General features: G+C 75.9%; 22 protein-coding genes, 2 rRNA genes and 1 pseudogene. 11 read left to right on the forward strand and 14 right to left on the reverse strand.

Annotated features, from left to right (window positions below):
• Positions 1 to 38 precede the first annotated feature (38 nt).
• From ACI784_RS17120 to ACI784_RS17145, 6 genes are all read right to left on the reverse strand, one after another.
• On the reverse strand, positions 39 to 677 hold the full coding sequence (locus ACI784_RS17120) for an HAD family hydrolase (protein ID WP_457014252.1): 639 nt from the start codon (positions 675 to 677) through the stop codon (positions 39 to 41).
• Positions 678 to 690: 13 nt separating this feature from the next.
• Complete coding sequence (locus tag ACI784_RS17125; RefSeq protein ID WP_457014253.1) at positions 691 to 1545, reverse strand: Fpg/Nei family DNA glycosylase; 855 nt, start codon at positions 1543 to 1545, stop codon at positions 691 to 693.
• 81 nt (positions 1546 to 1626) lie between these two features.
• Entirely contained in the window at positions 1627 to 3129 is a 1503-nt protein-coding gene (locus ACI784_RS17130; RefSeq protein WP_456925228.1) for a malic enzyme-like NAD(P)-binding protein, read from the reverse strand.
• Between the two features lie 99 nt (positions 3130 to 3228).
• A complete protein-coding gene (locus ACI784_RS17135; RefSeq protein ID WP_456925227.1) occupies positions 3229 to 3669 on the reverse strand; it encodes an SRPBCC domain-containing protein in 441 nt (146 codons plus the stop codon).
• 9 nt (positions 3670 to 3678) lie between these two features.
• Positions 3679 to 4479: a class I SAM-dependent methyltransferase gene (locus ACI784_RS17140; RefSeq protein WP_456925226.1), complete on the reverse strand. Its 801-nt coding sequence runs from the start codon at positions 4477 to 4479 to the stop codon at positions 3679 to 3681.
• 33 nt (positions 4480 to 4512) lie between these two features.
• On the reverse strand, positions 4513 to 5007 hold the full coding sequence (locus ACI784_RS17145) for a DUF309 domain-containing protein (RefSeq protein ID WP_456925225.1): 495 nt from the start codon (positions 5005 to 5007) through the stop codon (positions 4513 to 4515).
• Positions 5008 to 5162: 155 nt separating this feature from the next.
• On the opposite strand from ACI784_RS17145, the gene egtA reads away from it, so the two are divergent.
• The 9 genes from egtA to egtE all read left to right on the forward strand — a co-directional run bounded on the left by egtA (position 5163) and on the right by egtE (position 13809).
• Positions 5163 to 6446: an ergothioneine biosynthesis glutamate--cysteine ligase EgtA gene (egtA, locus tag ACI784_RS17150; RefSeq protein WP_457014254.1), complete on the forward strand. Its 1284-nt coding sequence runs from the start codon at positions 5163 to 5165 to the stop codon at positions 6444 to 6446.
• Positions 6443 to 7744 (forward strand): ergothioneine biosynthesis protein EgtB, encoded by a 1302-nt coding sequence (gene egtB / locus ACI784_RS17155; protein ID WP_457014255.1) that lies wholly within the window; start codon positions 6443 to 6445, stop codon positions 7742 to 7744. The genes egtA and egtB overlap by 4 nt, the downstream gene beginning before the upstream one ends.
• Positions 7744 to 8433, forward strand: coding sequence for an ergothioneine biosynthesis protein EgtC (gene egtC, locus ACI784_RS17160; protein WP_457014256.1), 690 nt, complete (start codon positions 7744 to 7746; stop codon positions 8431 to 8433). The genes egtB and egtC overlap by 1 nt, the downstream gene beginning before the upstream one ends.
• Before the next feature lie 16 nt (positions 8434 to 8449).
• Positions 8450 to 9418, forward strand: coding sequence for an L-histidine N(alpha)-methyltransferase (egtD, locus tag ACI784_RS17165; protein WP_457014257.1), 969 nt, complete (start codon positions 8450 to 8452; stop codon positions 9416 to 9418).
• A 329-nt stretch (positions 9419 to 9747) separates the two neighbouring features.
• Positions 9748 to 10563 (forward strand): DUF4397 domain-containing protein, encoded by an 816-nt coding sequence (locus ACI784_RS17170; RefSeq protein WP_457014258.1) that lies wholly within the window; start codon positions 9748 to 9750, stop codon positions 10561 to 10563.
• Positions 10564 to 10584: 21 nt separating this feature from the next.
• Positions 10585 to 11265: a class F sortase gene (locus tag ACI784_RS17175; protein WP_457014259.1), complete on the forward strand. Its 681-nt coding sequence runs from the start codon at positions 10585 to 10587 to the stop codon at positions 11263 to 11265.
• 47 nt (positions 11266 to 11312) lie between these two features.
• Positions 11313 to 11897 carry an RNA polymerase sigma factor gene (locus ACI784_RS17180; protein ID WP_457014260.1) on the forward strand — a complete coding sequence of 195 codons (585 nt, stop codon included), beginning with the start codon at positions 11313 to 11315 and terminating at the stop codon, positions 11895 to 11897.
• Positions 11878 to 12627 (forward strand): anti-sigma factor, encoded by a 750-nt coding sequence (locus ACI784_RS17185; RefSeq protein ID WP_456925216.1) that lies wholly within the window; start codon positions 11878 to 11880, stop codon positions 12625 to 12627. Before ACI784_RS17180 ends, ACI784_RS17185 begins: the two co-directional genes overlap by 20 nt.
• Before the next feature lie 48 nt (positions 12628 to 12675).
• The gene (gene egtE, locus ACI784_RS17190) at positions 12676 to 13809 is read left to right on the forward strand and encodes an ergothioneine biosynthesis PLP-dependent enzyme EgtE (RefSeq protein ID WP_457014261.1); all 1134 of its coding nucleotides are present in this window, start codon (positions 12676 to 12678) and stop codon (positions 13807 to 13809) included.
• A gap of 4 nt (positions 13810 to 13813) precedes the next feature.
• On the opposite strand, the gene ACI784_RS17195 is transcribed toward egtE, so the two are convergent.
• The 6 genes from ACI784_RS17195 to ACI784_RS17220 form a co-directional block, all read right to left on the reverse strand.
• A complete protein-coding gene (locus ACI784_RS17195) occupies positions 13814 to 15181 on the reverse strand; it encodes an 8-oxoguanine deaminase (protein WP_456925214.1) in 1368 nt (455 codons plus the stop codon).
• A gap of 45 nt (positions 15182 to 15226) precedes the next feature.
• Complete coding sequence (locus tag ACI784_RS17200) at positions 15227 to 15529, reverse strand: DUF4333 domain-containing protein (protein WP_457014262.1); 303 nt, start codon at positions 15527 to 15529, stop codon at positions 15227 to 15229.
• Between the two features lie 121 nt (positions 15530 to 15650).
• Positions 15651 to 17246, reverse strand: a complete 1596-nt coding sequence (locus ACI784_RS17205) for a methyl-accepting chemotaxis protein (protein WP_457014263.1) — start codon at positions 17244 to 17246, stop codon at positions 15651 to 15653.
• 99 nt (positions 17247 to 17345) lie between these two features.
• Positions 17346 to 18461, reverse strand: a complete 1116-nt coding sequence (gene alc / locus ACI784_RS17210; protein WP_457014264.1) for an allantoicase — start codon at positions 18459 to 18461, stop codon at positions 17346 to 17348.
• A 70-nt stretch (positions 18462 to 18531) separates the two neighbouring features.
• Positions 18532 to 19848: an allantoinase AllB gene (gene allB, locus ACI784_RS17215; RefSeq protein WP_457014265.1), complete on the reverse strand. Its 1317-nt coding sequence runs from the start codon at positions 19846 to 19848 to the stop codon at positions 18532 to 18534.
• The gene (locus ACI784_RS17220) at positions 19845 to 20966 is read right to left on the reverse strand and encodes an epoxide hydrolase family protein (RefSeq protein WP_457014266.1); all 1122 of its coding nucleotides are present in this window, start codon (positions 20964 to 20966) and stop codon (positions 19845 to 19847) included. Before ACI784_RS17220 ends, allB begins: the two co-directional genes overlap by 4 nt.
• 21 nt (positions 20967 to 20987) lie before the next feature.
• On the opposite strand from ACI784_RS17220, the gene ACI784_RS17225 reads away from it, so the two are divergent.
• Both ACI784_RS17225 and ACI784_RS17230 read left to right on the forward strand, forming a co-directional pair.
• Positions 20988 to 21293: a GntR family transcriptional regulator gene (locus ACI784_RS17225; protein ID WP_457014267.1), complete on the forward strand. Its 306-nt coding sequence runs from the start codon at positions 20988 to 20990 to the stop codon at positions 21291 to 21293.
• A 29-nt stretch (positions 21294 to 21322) separates the two neighbouring features.
• Positions 21323 to 21400: pseudogene (locus ACI784_RS17230) on the forward strand (hypothetical protein); the annotation flags it as partial.
• A gap of 355 nt (positions 21401 to 21755) precedes the next feature.
• Here ACI784_RS17230 and rrf read toward each other — a convergent pair.
• Positions 21756 to 21872, reverse strand: a 5S ribosomal RNA gene (gene rrf, locus ACI784_RS17235).
• Positions 21873 to 21988: 116 nt separating this feature from the next.
• Positions 21989 to 22799 (reverse strand): 23S ribosomal RNA (locus ACI784_RS17240); the annotation flags it as partial.

Here is a 22799-nt window from a genome sequence, read left to right on the forward strand (position 1 = left end):
TGCCATGGGCGCGGATCCCGCGTCCGTGGCACGCCACCTCAGCTCAGCAGCCGCGCCACCTCGGGCAGGTCGGCGGCCTCCCGGCGCGGCGTCCCGCCGTCGGGGTCGAGCACGTGACCCGGGCGGCGCAGCCGGACGACGTCGACGCCGGCGGCCAGCGCACCGCGCACGTCCCGCGCCGACGTCGCCACGTGGGTCAGCCGGCCTCCCGCCCGCTGCAGCGCCCGCCGGTAGATCTCCGCGGCCGGCTTGTAGGCGCCCAGCCGCTCGGAGGTGAGGACGGCGGCGTCGTCGACCAGCGGGGCGACCCGGGTGCGGGCGAAGACGGCGTCGTCCACGTTGGACAGGACGCCGACCCGGGCGACGCCGCCCAGCGCGGCCAGCCCCTCGGGGACGTCGGGCCACAGCGGCCAGTCGCCCACCGAGGCCAGCAGCTCGGCGCAGTCGTCGTCGGCGTCGCGGGCGAGACCCAGCTGCGCGTAGGCGGCCGCCAGCGCCCGGCGGCTGTGCTCGGCGAACGGCACCCAGGCGGGCTCGTCGCGCTGCGAGGCCTTGTTGGCGGCGTCCCAGGCGTCGTACAGCCGCCCGCCGTCGGTCCCGGTGATCCGCGCGAGCGCCGCCGACCCGCCCACGCGGGAGTCGATCAGCGCGCTGAACAGGTCGACGGTGACGAGCACGGAGCGGCCCCGTTCAGCGCAGCAGCTTGGACAGCCGCCGGTCGGCCAGCGGCTTGCCCCCGGTCTGGCAGGTCGGGCAGTACTGCAGCGAGGTGTCGGCGAAGCTGACCTCGCGGACGGTGTCCCCGCACATCGGGCAGGGCAGGCCGGTGCGGGCGTGCACCTGCAGCCCGGACCGCTTCTCGCCCTTCAGCGTCGCCGCCCTCTGGCCGACCTGGCGCTCCAGCGCGTCGGTCAGCGTGGCCCGCATGGCGTCGTAGAGGCGGACCACCTCGTCGTCGCTGAGCTTGTCGGCCATCTTGAACGGCGACAGGCGGGCGGCGTGCAGGATCTCGTCGGAGTAGGCGTTGCCGATGCCGGCCACCAGCGTCTGGTCGGTGAGGGCGCCCTTGAGCTGCCCGGAGCGGCCGGCCAGCAGCGCCGCGAACGCCTCCCGGTCGACCTCGAGGGCGTCGGGGCCGAGGCGGGCGATGCCGGGCACCTCGGCCGGCGTCCGGACGACGTACACCGCCAGCCCCTTGCGGGTGCCGGCCTCGGTCAGGTCGAAGCCGTCCCCGCCCTCCAGGTGCACCCGCACCGCGAGCGGGCCCTTGCCCGGCTTGGGCGGGGCGGTGGGCAGCCCGGCCCGCCAGTGCAGCCAGCCGGCCCTGGCCAGGTGGACGACGAGGTGCAGGCCGGAGACGTCGAGGTCGAGGAACTTGCCGTGACGGCTGACACCGGTCAGCTCGAGGCCGCCGAGCGCGGACAGCGGCGGGTCGAAGGTCTTGATCGCCTGGACGGCGGCGAGGTCGACCCGCGTCACCACCCGGCCGACGGCGTTCTCGCGGAGGAACGCGACCAGCGCCTCCACCTCGGGCAACTCGGGCACCCGGCCATGATGCCCGCTCAGACCCCCGGTCGCCGTCCCCCGATCCGGGCGGTCCCGGTGCAGGACCGCCCGGCTACGGCGTCAGTGGGTGCCCTCGTCGTCCCCGTTGAGCGTGACGGTGGCGCCGGGCTCGTGCCGCGCCTGGTCGGCGACCGCGGCGGCGACCGCGTGGGTGACCTCGGGGTCGAACACGCTGGGGATGATGTAGTTGGCGTTGAGCTGGTCGTCCTTGACCACCGCGGCGATCGCCTCGGCCGCGGCGAGCAGCATCCCGTCGCTGATCTCCCGGGCCCGCGCGTCCAGCAGCCCGCGGAAGACGCCGGGGAAGGCCAGCACGTTGTTGATCTGGTTGGGCAGGTCCGAGCGGCCGGACGCGACGATCGCCGCGTGCTGCCGGGCGCGGACCGGGTCCACCTCGGGCGTCGGGTTGGCCATCGGGAAGACGACGGCCCGGTCGGCCATGCGGGCGAGGTCGTCGACGTCGAGCACGTTGCCGGCGCTGACCCCGATGAAGACGTCGGCGCCCTCGAGCGCGTCGGGCAGCTCGCCGCGCACGCAGTCGGGGTTGGTGCGCTGCGCCAGGTCCAGCTTGGCCGGCGACAGCCGCTCGTCGTCGGGGGCGAGGATGCCCTCGCGGTCCCAGACCAGCACGTGGCGGGCGCCGGCCTTGAGCATGAGGTGCACGATCGCCGTGCCGGCCGCACCGCCGCCGGCGACGACGATCTTCACGTCCTCGAGCCGCTTGTCGACGACGCGCAGGGCGTTGCGCAGCGCGGCCAGGGCGACGATCGCCGTCCCGTGCTGGTCGTCGTGGAAGACCGGGATGTCGAGCTTCTCGCGCAGCCGGGCCTCGATCTCGAAGCAGCGCGGGGCGGCGATGTCCTCGAGGTTGATGCCGCCGAAGCCGGGGGCCAGCAGCTCCACGGTTCGCACGATCTCGTCGACGTCCTGGGTGTCCAGGCAGATCGGCCAGGCGTCGATGTCGGCGAACCGCTTGAACAGGACGGCCTTGCCCTCCATCACCGGCATCGCGGCGCCCGGGCCGATGTCGCCGAGCCCGAGGACGGCGGAGCCGTCGGTGACCACGGCGACGGTGTTGCCCTTGATCGTCAGCCGGCGCACGTCGTCGGGGTTGTCCGCCAGCGCCAGGCAGACCCGGGCCACGCCGGGGGTGTAGGCCATCGACAGGTCGTCGCGGGTCTTCAGCGGCACCTTCGAGGCGACCTCGAGCTTGCCGCCCAGGTGCAGCAGGAACGTCCGGTCGCTGACCTTGCGGACCTTCACCCCGGGGACGGCGCGCAGCGCGTCCACCATCTCCTCGGAGTGCGCGGCGTCAGCGGCCGAGCAGGTCACGTCGACGGTGAGCCCGTCGGAGCGGGAGTCGACGACGTCGATCGCGGTGACCGCGCCGCCGGCCGAGCCGACCGCGGTGGCGATCCGGCCGATGGAGGCCGGGTCGCCGTCGGCGGTGAGCCGCACGGTGATCGAGTACGAGGCCGAGGTCACCGGCCCCCGGGGCGGCGTCGCCGGCTCGCCGAGGGAGGTGTCGTCGGTGCTGGGCGTGGCTGCGGTGTCGGTGCTCATGGCGAGCACCATGGTCCCACCCCGTCCGGCGCCGGACCGCCTTGCGGTCACAACGGTCGTGTGGGTCCCAGCACCAGTTCGAGCCCGGCGTCGGGCGTCTCAGGTCGGCGGCCGCGACACCCGCCCCTCGGCGCGGGCCTTGAGCCCGTCGCAGAACTGGCGGAACGAGGGGTTGAGATCCGGCGTGGTGCGGCCCAGCACGGCGGCCAGCGGGCCGGTGTGGTCCTCGCGCACGGTCAGCACCGTGCCGCCGTCCTCCTGCTCGTCGAGGCGGTACGTGCGCTCGATGACCGCCAGCCCGAACGGCAGCCCGCCGCGCCAGCGCATGGCCTCACGGGGCCGGAGCTCGGTGACGGTGACGACGAACGGGCGGCTGCGGATCATCGTGGCGTAGAGCGTCAGCCGCTCCCCGAGCGCGACCCGGCCCTCCACCCGGTCGACGCCGGAGTCCCAGTCCCGCCAGCTGCCGACGTCGGTCAGCAGCGTCCACACCTGGTCCGGGGAGGCCTCGATCCGGGCCGCCGCCTCGAAGCTCCTCATCGCTCCCCCTCACCCGGCCCGCACGCCGGTGACCTGCAGATAGGTGTTGGGCACGACGATCCCCGGCCCGCCACCGCGGGTGAAGCTGCCCCACATGTCCCCGAACTCGCGCTCGAGGGCGTCCCGGCCGGCGTCGTCCAGCCGCTGCCACGCCACGTGCACGGGGCCGAACCAGTCGCGGTAGCGCTGCCACTGCGCGTCGACCGAGGGCGCGGTGAACTCCACGGTGCGCTCGGCGTGCTTGACCTGGCGCAGCTCCCCGCGGCCGAAGAGCGCGTCCACGCCGTCCGGGGTGCCCCACAGCAGCGGGTTCCCGGTGGCGTCCTCGGGGTCGTGCCGGGCCACCAGCGCGATCAACCGGCCGCCGGGCGCCTCCGGCCGCCAGGCGGTGAGCCCCAGCCGGCCGCCGGGCCGCAGCACGCGCAGCAGCTCCCGCGCGGCCCGCGCCGGGTCGGCGGCGAACACGACGCCGAACGTGGAGACGACGACGTCGAACGACGCGTCGGGGAAGGGCAGGTCGCAGGCGTCGGCGGCCTCCGTGGCGAAGGTCAGCCCCTCGACCTCGGCCCGGCGGACGGCGTAGTCGAGCAGCTCGGGGACGATGTCGCTGCAGACGACCTCGGCGTCGCGGCGGGCGGCGGCCAGCGCCGTGTTGCCGGTGCCTCCGGCGACGTCCAGCAGCCGGTCCCCCGGCCGGACGGCGAGGTCGGCGACCAGGTGCTCGCTGGCCGGCACCAGCCGGACCCCGACCTTCTGGTAGTCCCCGGCCGCCCAGACCTCCCGGGTGCGTGCGGGGGTGGAGGCGGTCATGCCCGCAGTGTGCCCTGCACCACAACGGGTGGGCTAGGGCCCGGTCGGGGGCTCCCCCGCCGCCTGCAGCCGGGGGGCCGCGGTCCGCAGAGGCCGGCCGGCGGCCGCGTCGGCCGCCAGCGCCCGGGCCCACGCCACCAGCCCCACGGCGTCGATCCCGTACGGCGGGTCCGCGGCGGAGCCCTCGACGTTGCCCGCCCCACGCTCGAGCAGCGTCGCGGCCCCGGTGGCGTTGCCGCGCGCGGCGTGGGTCAGGCCGACGGCGAGCTGCGCGAGCCCGCGCCACAGCCGGCGTTCCTCCTCCGGCGCGGACTTCCAGGCGTCCTCGAGCACCTCGTGGGCGTGGAAGGGACGGCCGGCGTCGAGCAGCCGCTGCGCCTCGACGAGGGACTCGGCCGGCGGGCGCACCACCCCCTCCGGCGCCCGCTCCACGCCCGCGGCGCCGTAGGGCAGGGGCCGGCCGAGGGCGTCGCGCGGGCGGGCGTTGCGGGCCCGGCCCTCCCGGTCGCGGTCCCGGTCGGCATCCACCGGCCCATCCTCGCGCGAACACCTCCCGGAGGTCCCGCTCGGCCCGTCTTGTCGGCGGGCGGGTGCACGATGGGCCCTGAGGACGGCCGAGGGGCCGCCCCCGCACCGACCCGCGGTCGATCCCGACCGGTCCGGACCTGGAGGGGGTGGGGCCCGTGGCCCCCGTCATCGAGGAGCGCGCGGCAGTCCTGGACCTGGACACCGCGTGGGCGCAGGTCGCCGACGGTGCGCTGCGGCCCGGCCGCGTGGGCACCGTCGGACTGGAGCTCGAGGCGCACCTGGTCGACCTCGCCGCCCCGGCGTCGCGGGTGCCGTGGTCCCGCGTCCGCGGAGCCGTCGACGCCGTGCCGGTCCTGCCCGGGGGCAGCCGGGTCACCGTCGAGCCCGGCGGCCAGGTGGAGCTGTCGGGGCCGCCCCTGCCGGACGTGGCCGCGGCGGTGCGCGCCCTGCGCGCCGACCGCGACGTGCTGACCACCGCCCTGGCCGCCGAGCGCCTGGGCCTGGCCCCGGTGGGCGCCGATCCGCTCCGGCCGCCGCGGCGGGTCAACCCGGCCGCCCGCTACGCCGCGATGGAGGCCCACTTCGCCGCCGTGGGCTGCGCCGAGGCGGGCACGGCGATGATGTCCGGGACGGCGTCCCTGCAGGTCAACCTGGAGGCCGGGCCGGGGAGCGGGTGGAGCGAGCGGGTCGCCCTGGTGCACCAGCTGGGCCCCGTCCTGGTCGCCGTCTCGGCCTGCTCACCCCTGGCCGCGGGGCGGGTCACCGGCTGGGCGTCGTCCCGGCAGCAGGTGTGGGGCGACGTCGACCAGGCGCGGTGCGGCCCCCTGCTGGGCGGCGCGGACCCCGCCGGCGAGTGGGCCGAGTACGCCCTGGCCGCCCCGGTGATGCTGGTCCGCGACCCCGTCCACGGCGGCGCCGCGCCCATGCGGGCCCGGGTGCCGTTCGCCGCGTGGGTGCGCGGCGAGGCCCTGCTGGGCGGCCGGCGCCCCACCCCGGCGGACCTGGACTACCACCTGACCACGCTCTTCCCGCCGGTCCGCCCCCGCGGCTACCTCGAGATCCGCTACCTCGACGCCGCTCCGGAGCCGTGGTGGCCCGCCCTCGCCGCGGTGACGACGACGCTCGCCGACGCCCCCGCCGCCTCGGAGCGGGCCGCGGCGGCCAGCGCGCCCGTGGCCGGCATGTGGGACCGCGCCGCCTCCGCCGGGCTGGCCGACCCCGCGCTGCACGCGGCCGCGCGCGCCTGCCTGGCCGCCGCCTGCGACGCCGTCCCGCCGCCGCTGCGGCCGGAGGTGGAGGCGCTGGCCGATCTCGTCGACCGCGGGCGCAGCCCTGGTCACGCCCTGCTCGACGCCGCCCGGGCCGGTGGCCCCGCGGCCGCCCTGCTGGCCGCCACCGCGCCGGCCCTTCCCGTCCCGACCGCACCGGAGGCCCGATGAGCGACCTGCGGGAGCTGCTCGCCCGCGAGCTGACCACCGCCCGCGACCGCACGCTGCGGCTCACCGACCACGACGAGCCCGAGCTGCTGGCCCAGCACACGCCACTGCTCAGTCCGCTGGTCTGGGACCTCGCGCACATCGGCCAGCAGGAGGACCTCTGGCTGCTCCGCGGTGGCGACGCCGCCTGCCCCGGGCTGCTGCCGCCCGACGTCGAGGTGCTCTACGACGCGTTCACCCAGCCGCGCGCCGTCCGCTCCCGGCTGCCGCTGCTGCCGCCGGTGGAGGCCCGGGCGTTCTGCGCGGAGGTCCGCGGCCGCGTGCTCGACCGGCTGGACCGCCGCGGCGCGGACGACGACCCGTTCGCCGTCGCGATGGTGGTCAGCCACGAGCAGCAGCACGACGAGACGATGCTCCAGGCGCTGAACCTGCGCCCCGGTCCGCCCCTGCTGGGTGTCGGGACCCCGCTGCCCCCCGGGCGCCCCGGGGTGGCGGGCACGTCGGTGCCCGTGTCCGGCGGGGAGTTCGTGCTCGGGGTGGACGCCGCCGACGAGCCGTTCTCCCTGGACAACGAGCGCCCGGCGCACCGGGTCCACGTGCCGGCCTTCCGCATCGGGCGGGTACCGGTGACCAACGCCGAGTACGCCGCCTTCGTCGCCGACGGGGGCTACGCCGACCGGCGGTGGTGGTCGGCCCGCGGCTGGGCGCACCGGGTCGAGGCCGGGCTGGAGCGGCCGCAGTTCTGGGGCACCGACGGCACCCGGACCCGCTTCGGCGTCGTCGAGGCCGTGCCACCGGACGAACCGGTCCAGCACGTCACGTTCCACGAGGCCGAGGCGTACGCGGCGTGGGCCGGCGGGACGGGCGTCGTCCCGGCCGGGGCGCGGCTGCCCACCGAGGTCGAGTGGGAGAAGGCGGCGGTCTGGGACCCGTCGACCGGCCGGCGCCGCCGCTTCCCGTGGGGTTCCGCGCAGCCGACGGCGGCGCTGGCCAACCTGGGCGGCGCGGCGCTGCGGCCGGCGCCGGTCGGCGCGTACCCCGCCGGCGCCTCCGCGTACGGCGCCGAGCAGCTCATGGGAGAGGTGTGGGAGTGGACGTCGTCGGCCTTCGAGCCGTGGCCGGGCTTCCGGCCGATGCTCTACGCCGACTACTCCGCGCCGTTCTTCGGCGGGGACCACAAGGTGCTGCGGGGCGGGTCGTGGGCGGTGGGGCCGTCGATCCTGCGGCCGAGCTTCCGCAACTGGGACCACCCGGTCCGCCGGCAGCTGTTCAGCGGGTTCCGGCTGGCCTGGGACGCCTGATGTGCCGGCACCTCGCCTGGCTGGGACGGCCCCGGACGCTCGCGTCGCTGGTGCTCGACCCGCCGTCGTCCCTGCTCGTGCAGTCGTGGGCGCCGCGCCGCCAGCGGTACGGCACGGTCAACGCCGACGGCTGGGGGGTCGGCTTCTTCCCCCCCGGCCGGGCGGCGCCGGCGCGCTGGCGGTCGTCGCGGCCGCTGTGGGCGGACCCGTCGTTCGCCTCCGTGGCCCCGGTGCTGAGCTCCGGGTGCGTGGTGGCCGCCGTCCGCTCGGCGACGGCGGGCATGCCGCTGGAGGAGAGCGCGGTCGCCCCGTTCACCGACGGCCGGTGGCTGCTGTCGCACAACGGCCGCGTCGACCGTGCGGTGCTGCCGCCGGTGCGGGACGCCGAGTCGACCGTCGACAGCGCCCTGCTGGCGGCCCTCGTGTTCGCGCGCGGCCCGGATGCGCTCGCCGACGTCGTCCGCGAGGTCGCCGCCGCCGACCCCGGCGCCCGGCTCAACCTGCTGGCCGCCGACGGCACCCGGCTGCTGGCCACGACCTGGGGCGACACCCTCTCGACACTGGTGACCCCCGAGGGCACCGCCCTGGCCAGCGAGCCGTGGGACGACGACCCGGCGTGGACCGACGTCCCGGACCGCTGCCTGGTCGAGGCCACCCCCGACGGCCTGACGCTCACCCCGCTCGACTGACGCCCCGAGGAGCCCCGTGCCGAACTCGCTGACCAGCCACCTCGCCCCCGGCGACGCCGCGGCCGCGTTGCGCGCCGACGCGCTGGCCGGGCTGACCGCGACGCCGAGGTCGCTGCCGCCGCGGTGGTTCTACGACGCACGCGGCAGCGAGCTGTTCGACGAGATCACCCGGCTGCCCGAGTACTACCCGACGCGCGCGGAACGGGCCATCCTCACCGCCTCCGCCGGGGAGGTCGCCGCGGCGTCGCAGGCGGAGGTGCTCGTGGAGCTCGGCAGCGGGACGTCGGAGAAGACCCGCCTGCTGCTCACCGCGCTGCAGCGGACCGGCACGCTGCGCCGGTTCGTCCCCGTCGACGTCGACCCGTCGGTGCTGCGGGGCGCGGCGGAGGCGGTCACCGCCGAGTACCCGGGGGTGGAGGTGGACGCGGTGGTCGGCGACTTCACCCGGCACCTGGGCGAGCTGCCGCGGTCGGGACGGCGCCTGGTGGCCTTCCTCGGCTCCACGATCGGCAACCTCGAGCCGGGCCCGCGGGCGGCGTTCCTCGCCGAGCTGGCCGGCACCCTGCAGGCGGGCGACTCGTTCCTGCTCGGCACCGACCTGGTGAAGGACCGGCAGCGGCTGCTGCGTGCCTACGACGACGCGGCAGGGGTCACCGCGGAGTTCAACCGGAACGTGCTGGCGGTGCTGAACCGGGAGCTGGGCGCGTCGTTCGACCCGGCCGCGTTCGCGCACGTCGCGGTGTGGGACGAGCAGCGGGAGTGGATCGAGATGCGGCTGCGGTCGCGGGTCGACCAGGTGGTGCGGGTGGCCGCCCTCGACCTCGACGTCCCCTTCGCCGCCGGTGAGGAGCTGCGGACCGAGGTGTCGGCCAAGTTCCGCCGGGACGGCGTCGAGGCCGAGCTGGCCGCCGCCGGGCTGGCGCTCACGCACTGGTGGACCGATCCGGACGGCGACTTCGCCCTCTCCCTGTCCGTGCCTGCCTGAGGCCGATCCCGCCCCCGCGCCGGCCACTGCCCTGGCCCGGCCGTCCCCGCCCGCCGCCCGCCGCCCGGGCACCTTCCTCCCCGGACGCTCGTGCTCTGCCCACACCACTGGGCAGAGCACGATCAGCGCACCCCACACGTCCTTCCCCGCATGCTCGTGCTCTGCCCACGGAGGTGGGCAGAGCACGAGCTTCCGCGGACACAGGCGGTCGGTGCCCGGGTCCCGCTCCCGGCGCGGCGGACGCCTGCCGCCCCACCTGCATCCAGCTCCGGGAGCACGCCGGAAGAAGCGGTGACAGGCACCCCACCGCACTCCGGAAGGACCGCACCGTGACCCGGACCCGCACCGCCCTCGTGCTCGCCGCCGGCACCACCGGCACCCTGCTCGTCCTCGGGGCCTCCCCGGCGCTGGGCGCCGACACCGCCACCGTCTCGGTCCTGCACGGCGTGCCGGCCACCCCGGTCGACGTCTACGTCGACGGCGAGCGGCTGATCGACGACTTCCAGCCGGGCACGCTGACCGATCCCCTGGAGCTCCCCGCCGGTGAGTACGACCTCGCCCTGTACCCGGCCGACGCGCCCGACGCCTCCGGCGCCCCGCTGCTGTCGGCCGACGGGGTCGCCGTCCCCGCGGGGGCGAACGCCACCGTCGTCGCGCACCTGACCGCCGACGGCGCGCCGGCGCTCACCCCGTTCGTGAACGACACCTCGGCCGTCCCGGCGGGGCAGGCGCGCGTCGTCGTCCGGCACACCGCGGCGGCCCCGGCAGTCGACGTCCGGGCCGGCGGCGCCGTCGTCGCCCCCGGGCTGGCCAACCCCGACGAGGCCACCCTCACCGTGCCCGCCGGCACCGTGAGCGCCGACGTCGTGCTGGCCGGCACCGACACCGTCGCGATCGGCCCGGCCGACCTGTCGCTGACCGAGGGCGCGACCACGATCGTCTACGCCTGGGGCTCCCAGACCGCCGGTTACCAGCTCGCCGTCCAGACGGTCTCCGGCGCCCACTCCGCTCCCTCCGGCGTCCCCGGTGGTTCGGCCGGCCTGGCCGACGAGGACTCGTTCCCCGCGCCGCTGGCCGCCCTGTCGGTGGCGGGCCTGGCCGCGGCCGGTCTCGCTGCCCGCCGCCTGGCCGGCACGCGGGCCTGACCCGCACCGGGGAGCGATCCGATGGTGCGACCCGCTGCCGCCGGCGTGCTGCTCGGTCTGGCCCTGGCGGTCGGTACGCCGTCCGCCTGGCTGGTGACCCGGGAGCCGGCGGCGGCGGGCGCACCGCTGGAGCAGGCGCTCCCCGCTCCGACCACGCCGGTGCCGTCGTCGAACAGCACGGCGCCGGCACCGGCCCGATCCGGCGGCCCGCCCGCCGTCACGACGAGGGCGGCCACCCCGGCCGCGGTCCCCGCCGCACCGCCGCCGGTGGCGCTGGTCGTCCCGGACGTGGGCATCGAGGCGCCAGTGGACGCGGTGGGCGTAGATGACGACGGCCGGATGCACCTGCCCCGGGACGTCGACCGCGTGGGCTGGTACCGGTTCGGGCCGGCACCCGGAGCCGGCGGGTCGGCCGTGATCGCCGGCCACGTCGACGACCTCGAGCAGGGCCTGGGCGTGCTCGCGCCGCTGCGGACGACCGCCGTCGGCGCCGACGTCCTGGTCACCGACGCGGCGGGGGCCGTCACGCGGTGGCGGGTCGTGTCGCGGGAGACCGTCCAGAAGCAGGCGCTGCCGCTGGACCGGTTGTTCACCCGCGACGGGCCGGCCCGCCTGGTGCTGATCACCTGTGGCGGCCCGTTCCTCCCCGAGCTGCGCGGCTACCGGGACAACGTGGTCGTCGTCGCGGAGCCCGTCCGGTGACCGGGACACTGGAACGGCGCGGCTCGCCAGGGCCTAGGGTCGGGCACGTGCCCCCCGAGTCCCCGGCCCTGGAGCCGGACGACGCCGAGGTGGGCCGCCGCTTCGCGGCGGGCGAGGAGCAGGCCCTGGCCTGGGCCTACGAGCGCTTCGCCGGGCAGGTGCACGGCATGGCGGTCCGGGCGTTCGGCCCCGGCCCGGACGCCGAGGACGTCACCCAGCAGACCTTCGTCTCCGCCTGGACCGGCCGCGCCGGCTACCGCCCGGAGCAGGCCCCCCTGCCGGCCTGGCTGGTCGGCGTCTGCCGGCACAAGATCGCCGACACCTGGGCCCGCCGCGACCGGCAGCGCCGCACCGCGGAGGCGGCCGCCGCCCAGGCCCAGGCGGGGCCCCAACCGGGCGACCCGCCGGTCGACACCACCGTCGCCGACCGCGTCCTGCTGCTCGGCGAGCTCGACCAACTGGGCCAGCCGCAGCGGGGCATCATCGAGATGGCCTTCTTCGAGGACCTCACCCACAGCCAGATCGCCGCCCGCACCGGGCTGCCCCTGGGCACCGTCAAGAGCCACATCCGGCGCACGCTCGAGCGCCTGCGGACCCGGTTGGAGGTGGACGGTGCCGCACTGCACGCCTGACCAGCTCGCCCTGGCCGCGCTGCGCGAACCGCTGCCGGCCGCCGACGCCGCCCACCTCGAGGGCTGCGCGCGCTGCCGGGCCGAGGTGGCGTCCCTGCAGCGGGGGGTCGACGCCCTCGCCGTCCCCGCGCTGGCCGCACCCCGCGGCCCGGTGCCGCCGCCCCCGGCGGTCTGGGCGGCGATCGCGGACGCCACCGGCGTGGGCGTCCGCCCCCGGCCCGAGGTCGTCGCCGGAGCCGGGACGGCCGACACCCCGCCGGCCCCGACCCCGGCGCCGGTCACCCCACTGCGGCCGCGTCGCTCGCGGTTGTTGCTGGCCGCCGCCGCGGCCCTCGTCGTCGGTGCCGGCATCGGCGCGGGCGCGGTGGCCCTCGGCAGCCGGGACGACGACGGCGCCGCGGTGGCCGCGACCGCGCTCGACCCCCTCGAGGGCAGCGACGCCTCGGGCCAGGCACGGGTCGTCGAGCGGGACGACGGCACCCTGGTGCTCGAGGTGGACCTCGCCGCACCGGGGCTGCGCGACGACTTCTACGAGGTCTGGCTGATCGACGAGGCCGTGCAGGACATGGTGTCCGTCGGCGTCGTCCAGGGCGGGGCCCAGGTGGCGCTGCCGCTGCCCTCCGGCATCGACCTGGGCCAGTACCCCGTGGTCGACGTCTCCGTCGAGCCGCTGGACGGCGACCCCACGCACTCCGGCGACTCGGTGGCCCGGGGCCTGCTCGAGACCTGACCGCCGCCCGGCGACGGGCCCGGCGCGGCGCGCGCCTAGCGTGGAGCGGTGACCCTGCTCCACCCCGACCTCGTCCACGAGGACCTCGGCGCCGCCTGGCGCTCCGCCCGCCCCCGTCCCGCCGGCCGGCACCTGGACTCCGCCGCGTGCAGCCGGCAGAGCCACCGGGTGCTGGAGGCCGTCGCGCACCACGCCCGGCACGAGGCCGAGCTGGGCGGGTACGTGGCCGAGGCGACCGCCGAGGACCTGCTCCAGCAGGGCCGGTCGGTGATCGGCGGGCTGGTCGGCATGGCCGCCGCCGACGTCGCCTTCGTGGAGTCGGCGCAGGCGGCGCTCCTCACGCTCCTGTCCGGGTGGCGGTTGCCGGTGGGCACGCGGGTCGCCTGCCTGCCCGGCGAGTACGCGCCCAACGCCGCCCAGCTGCGCGCGGCCGGGCTGACCCCCGAGCCGCTGCCGGTCGACGACCTCGGCCGGGCCGACCTCGACGGCGTGGCCCGCCTGCTGGCCACCGCGCCGCCGCGGTTCGTGCACCTGACCCACATCGGCAGCCACCGCGGGATCGTCCAGCCCGCCCGGGAGATCGCCGCGCTGTGCCGGGAGGCCGGTGTGCCGCTGGTGCTCGACGCCGCCCAGTCCCTCGGGCACGTCGACACCGACGTGGGCGCCGACGTCGTCTACTCGACGTCCCGCAAGTGGCTGGCCGGGCCGCGGGGGGTCGGCGTCCTGTGCGTGCGGCCGGCGGTCACCGCGCAACTCACCCCGGTGCTGGTCGAGCCGGCCGACGTCCCGCCGTTGCGGGCCTTCGAGTCCGGGGAGGCGCACGTCGCGGGCCGGGTCGGACTGGTGCTGGCCGTCGGCGAGCACCTGGCGGCCGGCCCCGAGCGGGTGCGGGCCCGGCTGTCGGCGCTGGGCCGGACCAGCCGGGAGGTGCTGGAGGGAGTGGCCGGCTGGCGGGTGGTGGAGCCGCTGGAGGAGCCGACCGCCACCACCACGCTGCGGCCGCCGGACGGCGTCGACGTCGTCACCACGCGGGCGCGGCTGCTCACCGAGCACGGGATCGTGACCACCGCGATCGGCCCGGAGCGCGCCCCGGGGGAGATGACCGGCCCGGTGCTGCGGATCTCCCCGCACCTGGACGCCACCGCCGACGACCTGGAGGCCCTCGCGGCCGCCCTCCTCTGAGGCGCTAACCGGCCTGCATCGCGGCCGACACCCGGCGGTGGACGGCGAGCCGCTCCTCCAGCGCCGGGTGCACCGGCACGCCGTCGGCGACCACCGACCGCCCCGCGACGACGGTGTGCCGCGCCGACACCGGCCCGCAGCGCAGCCAGGCCTCCACGGGGTCCGACAGCGCGCCGGCGAACCGGACGCCGTCCAGCGGCCACACCGCCAGGTCGCCGCACGCCCCGACCGACAGCTCGCCGATCTCCCCGCTGCGGCCGAGGCACGCCGCGCCGCCGCGGGTGGCCATGACCAGCGCGTCTCGGGCCGACATCGCCCCGGCACCGTTGCGCAGCTTGCCCTGCAGCATCGCCGTCCGGGCCTCCAGCCAGAGGGAGGCGGAGTCGGCCGAGGCGGAGCCGTCGACGCCCAGCCCGACCGGCACGCCGGCGGCCCGCAGCTCGGCGACCGGCGCCAGGCCGCTGCCCAGCACCATGTTGGACGACGGGCAGTGCGCCGCCCCCACCCGAGCCGCCCCCAGCCGGACCACGTCGGCCGCCGAGGGCCACACCACGTGCGCCAGCCACGCCCGGTCGGTCAGCCAGCCGACGTCGGCCAGGTACTCCACCGGGCGGCGGCCGAAGGTGGCCAGGCAGAACGCGTCCTCGTCGCGGGTCTCGGCCAGGTGCGTGTGCAGCCGCACGTCCAGCGCCTCGGCCAGCTCGGCGGTGCGGGTCATGAGCGACGTCGACACGCTGAACGGCGAGCACGGGGCCAGTGCGACCCGGGTCATGGCGTGCGGCGAGGGGTCGTGGTGGGCCGCCACGAGCCGGGCGGAGTCGGCCAGGATCTCGTCGTCGTCCTGGACGACCGACGCCGGCGGCAGCCCGCCGTCCTCCACCGACAGCGACATCGAGCCGCGGGTGGCGGTGAAGCGCACGCCGAGCTCGCGGGCGGCGGCCACCTCCGCGGAGACGAGGTCGCCGGCGCCACGGGGGTGCACGTACAGGTGGTCGCCGGAGGTGGTGCACCCCGACAGCGCCAGCTCGGTCAGCCCCACGAAGGCGCTGACGTGCGCGGCCTCCTCGTCCAGCCGGGCCCACAGCGGGTACAGGGTGACCAGCCACTCGAACAGGCCACCGGCCAGCGCGGGCGCGAAGGCGCGGGTCAGGTTCTGGTACAGGTGGTGGTGGGTGTTGACCAGGCCCGGGGTGACCAGGCAGCCGCGGGCGTCGATCCGGCGGACGGCGTCCGGTCGCGGGTCCGCCGGCCCGCCGACCGCGCTGACCACGCCGCCGGTGACCGCCACCCAGCCGCCGGCGATCTCCCGGCCGGCGTCGTCGACGGTGGCCAGCAGCTCCGCGTCGTGCACGAGCAGGTCCGCGGTCTCCACGCGGGCATCCTGCCCGCGGCGCGGGTGCCCGGCGACGTCAGCGGCTCACTCGACGGTCTCGATGTCGAACTGCGCGGTGCCGTCCTCGACGGAGGTGACGGTGATCTTGAGCTCGATCTCCTCCTCGGTCTCCGGGTCGGTGGCGGTGCACTGGGTGGACGCGTCCACCTCCGCCTCCAGGTCACCGGGGCAGGAGACGTCGGGGGCGACGCCGAACTCGGCCTCGATCGCGCTGGCCACCTGGTTCTCCAGCTCCCCCTGCTCGATGGCCGAGCTGCACGCGGTCAGTCCGAGGGCCAGGGCGGGGACGGCGAGGAACAGGACCGGACGACGGCCGGGTCGGGGCACGGGGTCCTCCTGGAGGTGGTGCGCGGGGAGATCAGCCGACCCTAGTACCGAGACCCGAACGGCCCCCGCGGGGCCGGGTGGCTCGCACCCGGCCCCGCGGGGGCCGTCGTCGTCGCGGTCGTCAGAGGGTGAAGAGGGCGACCCGCTGCTGCAGCTCGGAGGCCTCACCGGCCAGCTGCTCGGCGAGCACCCGCGACTCCTCGATCCGGCCGGCGCTGGTCTCGGACGCCCCGGCCCCGGCCTCGGCGCCGCGGGCGATGTCCTCACTGCCCTGCGCGGCCACGCCGATGTTGCGGTCGATCTCGGCGGCGGCGGCGGTCTGCTGCTCGACGGCGGCGGCGATCGTCGCCTGCAGGGCGTTGATCTGCCCGACGGTCTCCCCGATCCGGCCGATCGCGCGCACCGCCTGACCGGAGTCGGCCTGGATGGCCTGGATGCGCTGGGAGACGTCCTCGGTCGCCTTGGCCGTCCCCTGCGCGAGCTCCTTGACCTCGTTGGCCACGACGGCGAAGCCCTTGCCGGCCTCCCCCGCCCGCGCCGCCTCGATGGTCGCGTTGAGCGCCAGCAGGTTGGTCTGCTCGGCGATGCCGGTGATGACCTTGATGACGTTGCCGATCTCGGCCGACGAGCTGCCCAGCTGGGTGAGCGTGTCGTTGGTGCTGGCGACGATGCGGACGGCGTCCTCGGCGACGCCGGCGGCCTCCTGGGCCGACCGCGAGATCTCGCGGATCGAGGCGCTCATCTCGGCCGAGCCGGTGGCCACCTGGCCCACGTTGCCGGAGACGGCGGCGGCGGTGCCGGACACCGACTGGGCGTGCTGCGCGCCGGTGCGGGAGGCGTCGACCACGCCCGCCGTGGCCCGGGCGAGGTCGCCGACCAGGGTGGTCATCGAGCCGGCGGACGTCGCGACGCCGGCGACCATCTCCCGGATGCGGCCCACGCCCTGGGAGAGCGCCCGGCCCAGCTGGCCGAGCTCGTCCTCGGTGTCCGCGGTGATGGCGTGCGACAGGTCGCCGCGGGCGAGGGCGTCGGCCGCCTCGCGGGCCGGCAGGATCCGGCGCCGGATGTCCCGGGCCAGGGCGATGCCCAGGCCGAGGGCCAGCGCCGTGCCGACGGCGAGCAGCGCCAGGGTCCAGGCCCGGGCCGTAGCGAAGCTGTCGCCGATCTTGGCGCGGCTGGCCGCCTCGTCGGCGACGAGGACGTCCTTCATCTCCGACAGGTCGGCCTGGAGCTGGATGTAGGCCGCGGTGGCGGCGTCACCCAGCGTCTGGGCCTGCGGGTCGCGGGCAGCCGTGGCGGCGCGGTAGGCGGCGTCCTTGGTCACCATGTCCTCCCAGTCGGCGGCGAGCAGCTCGGCGTGGTCCTGCAGCGCAGCCGGGGTGTGGGCCAGCAGTGCTGCGATGTCGGCGTCCGTGGCCGCCCGGGACTCCTCCTGCAGGCCGGTCTGCATCTGGGCGATGTCGTGCTGGCCCTGGACCGCGCCGAGCGCGGCGACCAGCCCGTGCACCGAGTAGGCCTGGAAGTCGTCGGTCAGCTCCTGCAGGTCGGCCAGCGGGCGCACGTCACGGGCGGCGAGATCGTCGACCCGGCCGTGGATCGACGACATCTGCGCGACGTTGATCAGCCCGAGGGTCACCATGACCGCCGCGACGCCCAGGAAGGCGGCGACGAGCTTGGTGCGGACGCTGCGCCGCAGGAACGAGGGGGTGAGGGACACCGGGTGGGCTCCATCGACGAGACAGGGAGGGACTCTCGGTCATCGGCCCGCCGTCGTCCGCATTGAGCGGAGCAGCCGGATGTGACCCATCCCATCCCGTCAGACCCCCAGCACCAGCCGGGCCACCGCCGGGGGGAGGTCGTCGCCCAGCGGCCGGCGGCCGACCAGCCGCCCCGTCTCCGCCGGGGGGACGCCGGCGGCCTGCAACACCTCGAGGGCCTGGACGTCGGGCAGCGCCTCGAACCAGCGCCGGCCGAGCGCGGCCCGCCCCGCGGCGGTGGGCCGCCCCCACAGCCGCAGCCGCGCCATGCCGCCGTCCGGGAAGACGTCCAGGCGCACCCGCTCGACCGCCGGTCCACCCGCGAGCACGAACCGGTGGCGCGTGTCGGGCTGCAGCCGGGTCCGGGGGAGGACGACGACCTCGCCGTCCGGGCCGGTGCCGGTGAGGGACGCCGAGCCGGGCGCGTTGCCCAGGAACCAGGTGGTGTCCAGCTCGGCGAGGGTGACCACGCCCTCGCAGGCCAGCGCGAGCTCCACCCAGTCGTTGCCCTCGCCGCGGCGCCGGCGGGTCTCCCAGCCCTCGCCCATCGAGCGGGCCGGGCCGGGGCCGATCAGCTGCCGCGGGGAGCCGTAGAACTCGTCGCTGACCCCGGTCACCCGGCCCCCGGACTCCTCCGCGGCCAGGTCGAAGGGGCCGGCGTCGAGCAGCCGTGGATCGGGCAGCACGGTGCCGTGCACGCGCAGCCGGGCGACGCCGCCGTCCGGGTGGATGGTGAGCCGCACGTGCGTGATCCGCCGGTCGGGGTCGACGGGGAAGACGTTGGCCGCGTCGCCGGCGATCTCCGACGGCGGCAGCAACGGCCGCCAGTCCGCCCGGTCGAGCTCGGCCACGGTGGGGTGGCCCTCCACCGCGGTCGCGTCCACGGACGCCCGCGTCGGTGAGTTGCCGGTGAAGAACGTGGTGTCGACGACGACAGCGGCCACCACCCCGGGCGCGCCCAGCCGGACGACCGCCCAGTCGGCCCCGGGCGTGCGCCGGCGGCGGGTCTCCCAGCCGTCGTACTCCTTGCCGCGGGCGCCGAACTCCGTGCGGGGCACCGGCGGGTGCGGCAGCAGGAGGTTCTCCTTGGCCGCGAAGAACTCGTCGCTGGCGGCGACCACAGCACCTCCCAGCGCGCGGCCGGCCAGGTCGGGCAGGCGGGTCCAGTCCGTCATGGCGCTCCCTCGCGGTGCGGGGCCGGGGCGGGGCAGGGCGAGGCCACTGTGGCACCGCCCGGGCCGCCGTTCACCGTGCGGCGCCGCGGACCAGCAGCCGGCCGATCGGTGCGCCGTCGGCCGGCCGCCCGCGCAGCCACGTCCGGCGGACGACGCCGGTGAGCTGCCGGCCGGCGTAGGGCGTCAGGGCGTGCCGGTGCCGGAGCGCGCCGACCGGCGCGACCTCGTCGGGCGCGAACGCCACCAGGTCGGCGTCGCGCCCGACCGCGATCGCCCCCTTGGCCGGCAGCCCGGCCAGCCGCGCCGGCGCCGCGGACATCCACTCCACGACCTGCGCCAGCGTCAGTCCCCGCGCCCGCGCGCCGGTCCACACCGCGGGCAGGCCGACCTGCAGCGACGCGATGCCGCCCCAGGCCGCCCTGAAGTCCCCGCTGTCGAGGTGCTTGAGCTCGGGCGGGCACGGCGAGTGGTCGCTCACGACGAGATCGACGTCGCCGTCGGCCAGCGCCGCCCAGAGCGCCTCCCGGTGCTCCGTCCGGCGGATCGGCGGGCAGCACTTGAACGCCGTGGCGCCGTCGGGCACCTCCTCGGCGGCGAAGGTGAGGTAGTGCGGGCAGGTCTCCACCGTGATCCGCACCCCGTCGGCGCGGGCGCGGCGCAGCAGCGGCAGCGCGCCGGCGTCGGCCAGGTGGACGACGTGCGCCCGCGCCCCCGTGTCGCGGGCCGCCGCCACCAGGCCGGCGACGGCCGTCTCCTCCGCCGCCTCCGGCCGGGACGCGAGGAAGGCAGCGTAGCTGGGGCCGCGGGGCGGGGGCGCTGCGGCGATGACGTCGGCGTCCTCGGCGTGGACGATCAGCAGCCCGTCGAGGCGGGCGAGCTCGGCGAGGGCGGCCCGCAGGCCGGCGTCGTCCAGCGGGGGGAACTCGGGCACCCCGGAGTCGAGCAGGAAGCACTTGAACCCGGCGACGCCGGCCTCGTGCAGTAGGCGCAGCTGGTCGACGTTGCCGGGCACCGCGCCGCCCCAGAAGGCGACGTCGACGGCGACCTGCCCCCGGGCGGCCTGCTGCTTGACCCGCAGCGCCTCGACCGTGGTCGTCGGCGGCACCGAGTTCAGCGGCATGTCGACGATCGTGGTTACGCCTCCGGCCGCCGCGGCCCGGGTCGCGGTGGCGAAGCCCTCCCACTCGGTGCGGCCCGGCTCGTCGACGTGCACGTGGCTGTCGACCAGACCCGGCAACAGCACCTCGTCGCCGGCGAGGGTCACCGCACCGGCCGGGGCGTCGTCGAAGCCGGTGACGGCGGTGATCCGCCCGCCCCCGGTGTGCACCGCGGCGGCCCGTTCCCCGTCGGGGAGCACCACCCGCCGCGCGCGGACGACGAGGCTCACCGCAGGGGCCGGAAGAGCTCCCGGACGTCGGCCACGAGCAGCTCGGGCTGCTCCATCGCGGCGAAGTGACCGCCGCGGTCGTGCTCCCGCCACAGCCGCAGGTCGGCGAACTGCTCCTGCACCCACTCGCGAGGCGGCTGGAAGATCTCGTGCGGTAACAGCGACACCCCGGTGGGGACGCCGACCGCCGGCGTCCGCCCGGTCGGCGACTGCGCCATCTGCCAGTACATCCGCGCCGACGAGGTGGCCGAGGCGGTGAACCAGTAGGTGCTGACGTGGTCGAGGATGCGGTCGGCGCCCAGCACCGCGACCGGGTCGCCGTCGCAGTCGGCCCACGCGGCGAACTTCTCCAGGATCCAGGCGCACTGACCGGCCGGTGAGTCGGTGAGCCCGTACCCGAGGGTCTGCGGGCGGGTGCGCTGCTGCTGGTTGTAGGCCGCGCCCTCGGCGCGGAAGCGGCGCTCCCGGTCCAGCGCCCGCTGCTCGCGCTCGGTGAACTCCGTCCGTCCGGCCGGCGGCCCGGTGACCACCATGTTCAGGTGGATGCCCACCACCCGGTCGGGGTGGCGGGCGCCGAGGTTGGCCGAGACGAACGAGCCGATGTCGCCGCCCTGGGCGCCGAAGCGCGGGTACCCGAGCCGGTCCATCAGCTGCACCCACGCGTCGGCAGTGCGCTCCAGGCCCCACCCCGGCGCGGACGGCTTGCCGCTCCAGCCGAACCCGGGCAGCGAGGGGACGACGACGGAGAAGGCGTCACGGCCGTCGGCGGGGTCGGTGAGCGGCCCGAGGACGTCGAGGAACTCCGCGACCGACCCCGGCCAGCCGTGGGTCAGCAGCAGCGGCAGCGCGCCGTCGTGCGGGGAGTGCACGTGGAGGAAGTGGATCGGCAGCCCGTCGATCTCGGTGACGAACTGCGGGACGGCGTTGAGTCGCTCCTGCCGGGCCGGCCAGTCGTAGCCGTCGGCCCAGTACCCGCAGAGGTCGTGCAGGTACTCCAGCGGCACGCCCTGTGACCAGTCGTCGACGGTGGCGGGCTCCGGCCAGCGGGTGCTCCGCAGCCGCCGGCGCAGGTCCTCGACGTCGGCGGCAGGCACGGCCACGGTGAAGGGGCTGATCACCGCGCCACCGTAGCGGGGCTCGTGCGGCTCGGCTCCCTCCCCGAGGAGAGCCAGGCGCCCTCGTCCCACGAGCTGGCCGCCTTGCACCGCATCAACCCCGCGACCGCCGCCAAGGGGCTCAACCAGCTGGTGTCCGACGGGGTTCTCTACAAGAGACGAGGAGTGGGGATGTTCGTCGCCCCGGGCGCCCGTGAGCAGCTGCTCGAGCGGCGGCGCAGCGAGTTCGCCGACCTGTACGTCCGCCCGCTCATGACCGAGGCACAGAAGCTGGGCATCTCCAGCCGGGAGCTGACGGCCATGATCGACCGCTGGGGAGAGGCCCGATGACCGCCGCGGCCACCGTCACCGACGTCACCATGCGCTTCCGGGAGCACACCGCCCTGGACGACGTCACCACCGCCTTCGACCAGGACACCATCACCGGGCTGCTGGGCCGCAATGGCGCCGGCAAGACCACGCTGATGCAGCTCCTCACGAGCACCGGGTGCCGACACGCCACCGCGTCGAGCAGTCGGTCGGCACGCTGGCCGTCGCTCTGCCGCTCGCCCTGGCCGCGGTCCTGGCCGTCCTGTCCTTCGTCGGCCTGCGACGGACGGTGCCCTGACCGGCCTCTCCCGCACCGCGTCGCCCCCTTCGTCACGTGACGGAGGGGGTGATGTGCGTCGGTGGCCGGTGGCTGCGTGCCGCCCGAGGCCCTCATCCGCGGGCGAACGGGACCGGGCGCGTGAATGTTCCCGGGAATGCCGGCAGGGCCCCAGCACGGATGCTGGGGCCCTGGCGGAAAGGTTTGTCCGGCGGCGTCCTACTCTCCCACCCCGTCTCCGGGGCAGTACCATCGGCGCTGAGAGGCTTAGCTTCCGGGTTCGGAATGAGACCGGGCGTTTCCCTCTCGCCATGGCCGCCGTAACGCTGTGAACATGTCGAACCTGCCGGGGGGCCGGTTCGTGCGTTCAGAACTACACAGTGGACGCGTGGTGCATGCTTTGACTTGGATCTTCCGGAGCGGAGGCTCTTGGAGGTGTGTGGTCAAGCCCTCGGCCTATTAGTACCGGTCAGCTCCACGCCTTGCGGCGCTTCCACTTCCGGCCTATCAACCCGCTGGTCTGGGCGGGGGCCTTACCCGGTTGTCCCGGTGAGAGACCTCATCTTGAAGCGAGCTTCCCGCTTAGATGCTTTCAGCGGTTATCCCTGCCGAACGTAGCCAACCAGCAGTGCACCTGGCGGTACAACTGGCACACCAGAGGTTCGTCCGTCCCGGTCCTCTCGTACTAGGGACAGCTCTTCTCAAGTCTCTTACGCGCACGGCGGATAGGGACCGAACTGTCTCACGACGTTCTAAACCCAGCTCGCGTACCGCTTTAATGGGCGAACAGCCCAACCCTTGGGACCTACTCCAGCCCCAGGATGCGACGAGCCGACATCGAGGTGCCAAACCATCCCGTCGATATGGACTCTTGGGGAAGATCAGCCTGTTATCCCCGGGGTACCTTTTATCCGTTGAGCGACACCGCTTCCACATGCCGGTGCCGGGTCACTAGTCCCAGCTTTCGCTCCTGCTCGACCCGTCGGTCTCACAGTCAAGCTCCCTTGTGCACTTGCACTCGACACCTGATTGCCAACCAGGCTGAGGGAACCTTTGGGCGCCTCCGTTACATTTTGGGAGGCAACCGCCCCAGTTAAACTACCCACCTGACACTGTTCCTGATCCGGATCACGGACCGAGGTTAGACATCCAATTCGACCAGAGTGGTATTTCAACGGCGACTCCACGGACACTGGCGTGCCCGCTTCACAGTCTCCCACCTATCCTACACAAGCCGAACCGAACACCAA

Source organism: Geodermatophilus sp. SYSU D01186 (assembly GCF_054050215.1).

Coding starts and splice junctions, on each gene's coding strand:
- egtC (WP_457014256.1), top strand. CDS start 7,744: ATGTGCCGGCACCTCGCCTGGCTGGGACGGCCCCGGACGCTCGCGTCG.
- ACI784_RS17135 (WP_456925227.1), bottom strand. CDS start 3,669: ATGAGGAGCTTCGAGGCGGCGGCCCGGATCGAGGCCTCCCCGGACCAG.
- ACI784_RS17130 (WP_456925228.1), bottom strand. CDS start 3,129: ATGAGCACCGACACCGCAGCCACGCCCAGCACCGACGACACCTCCCTC.
- alc (WP_457014264.1), bottom strand. CDS start 18,461: ATGACGGACTGGACCCGCCTGCCCGACCTGGCCGGCCGCGCGCTGGGA.
- ACI784_RS17175 (WP_457014259.1), top strand. CDS start 10,585: ATGGTGCGACCCGCTGCCGCCGGCGTGCTGCTCGGTCTGGCCCTGGCG.
- egtB (WP_457014255.1), top strand. CDS start 6,443: ATGAGCGACCTGCGGGAGCTGCTCGCCCGCGAGCTGACCACCGCCCGC.
- ACI784_RS17140 (WP_456925226.1), bottom strand. CDS start 4,479: ATGACCGCCTCCACCCCCGCACGCACCCGGGAGGTCTGGGCGGCCGGG.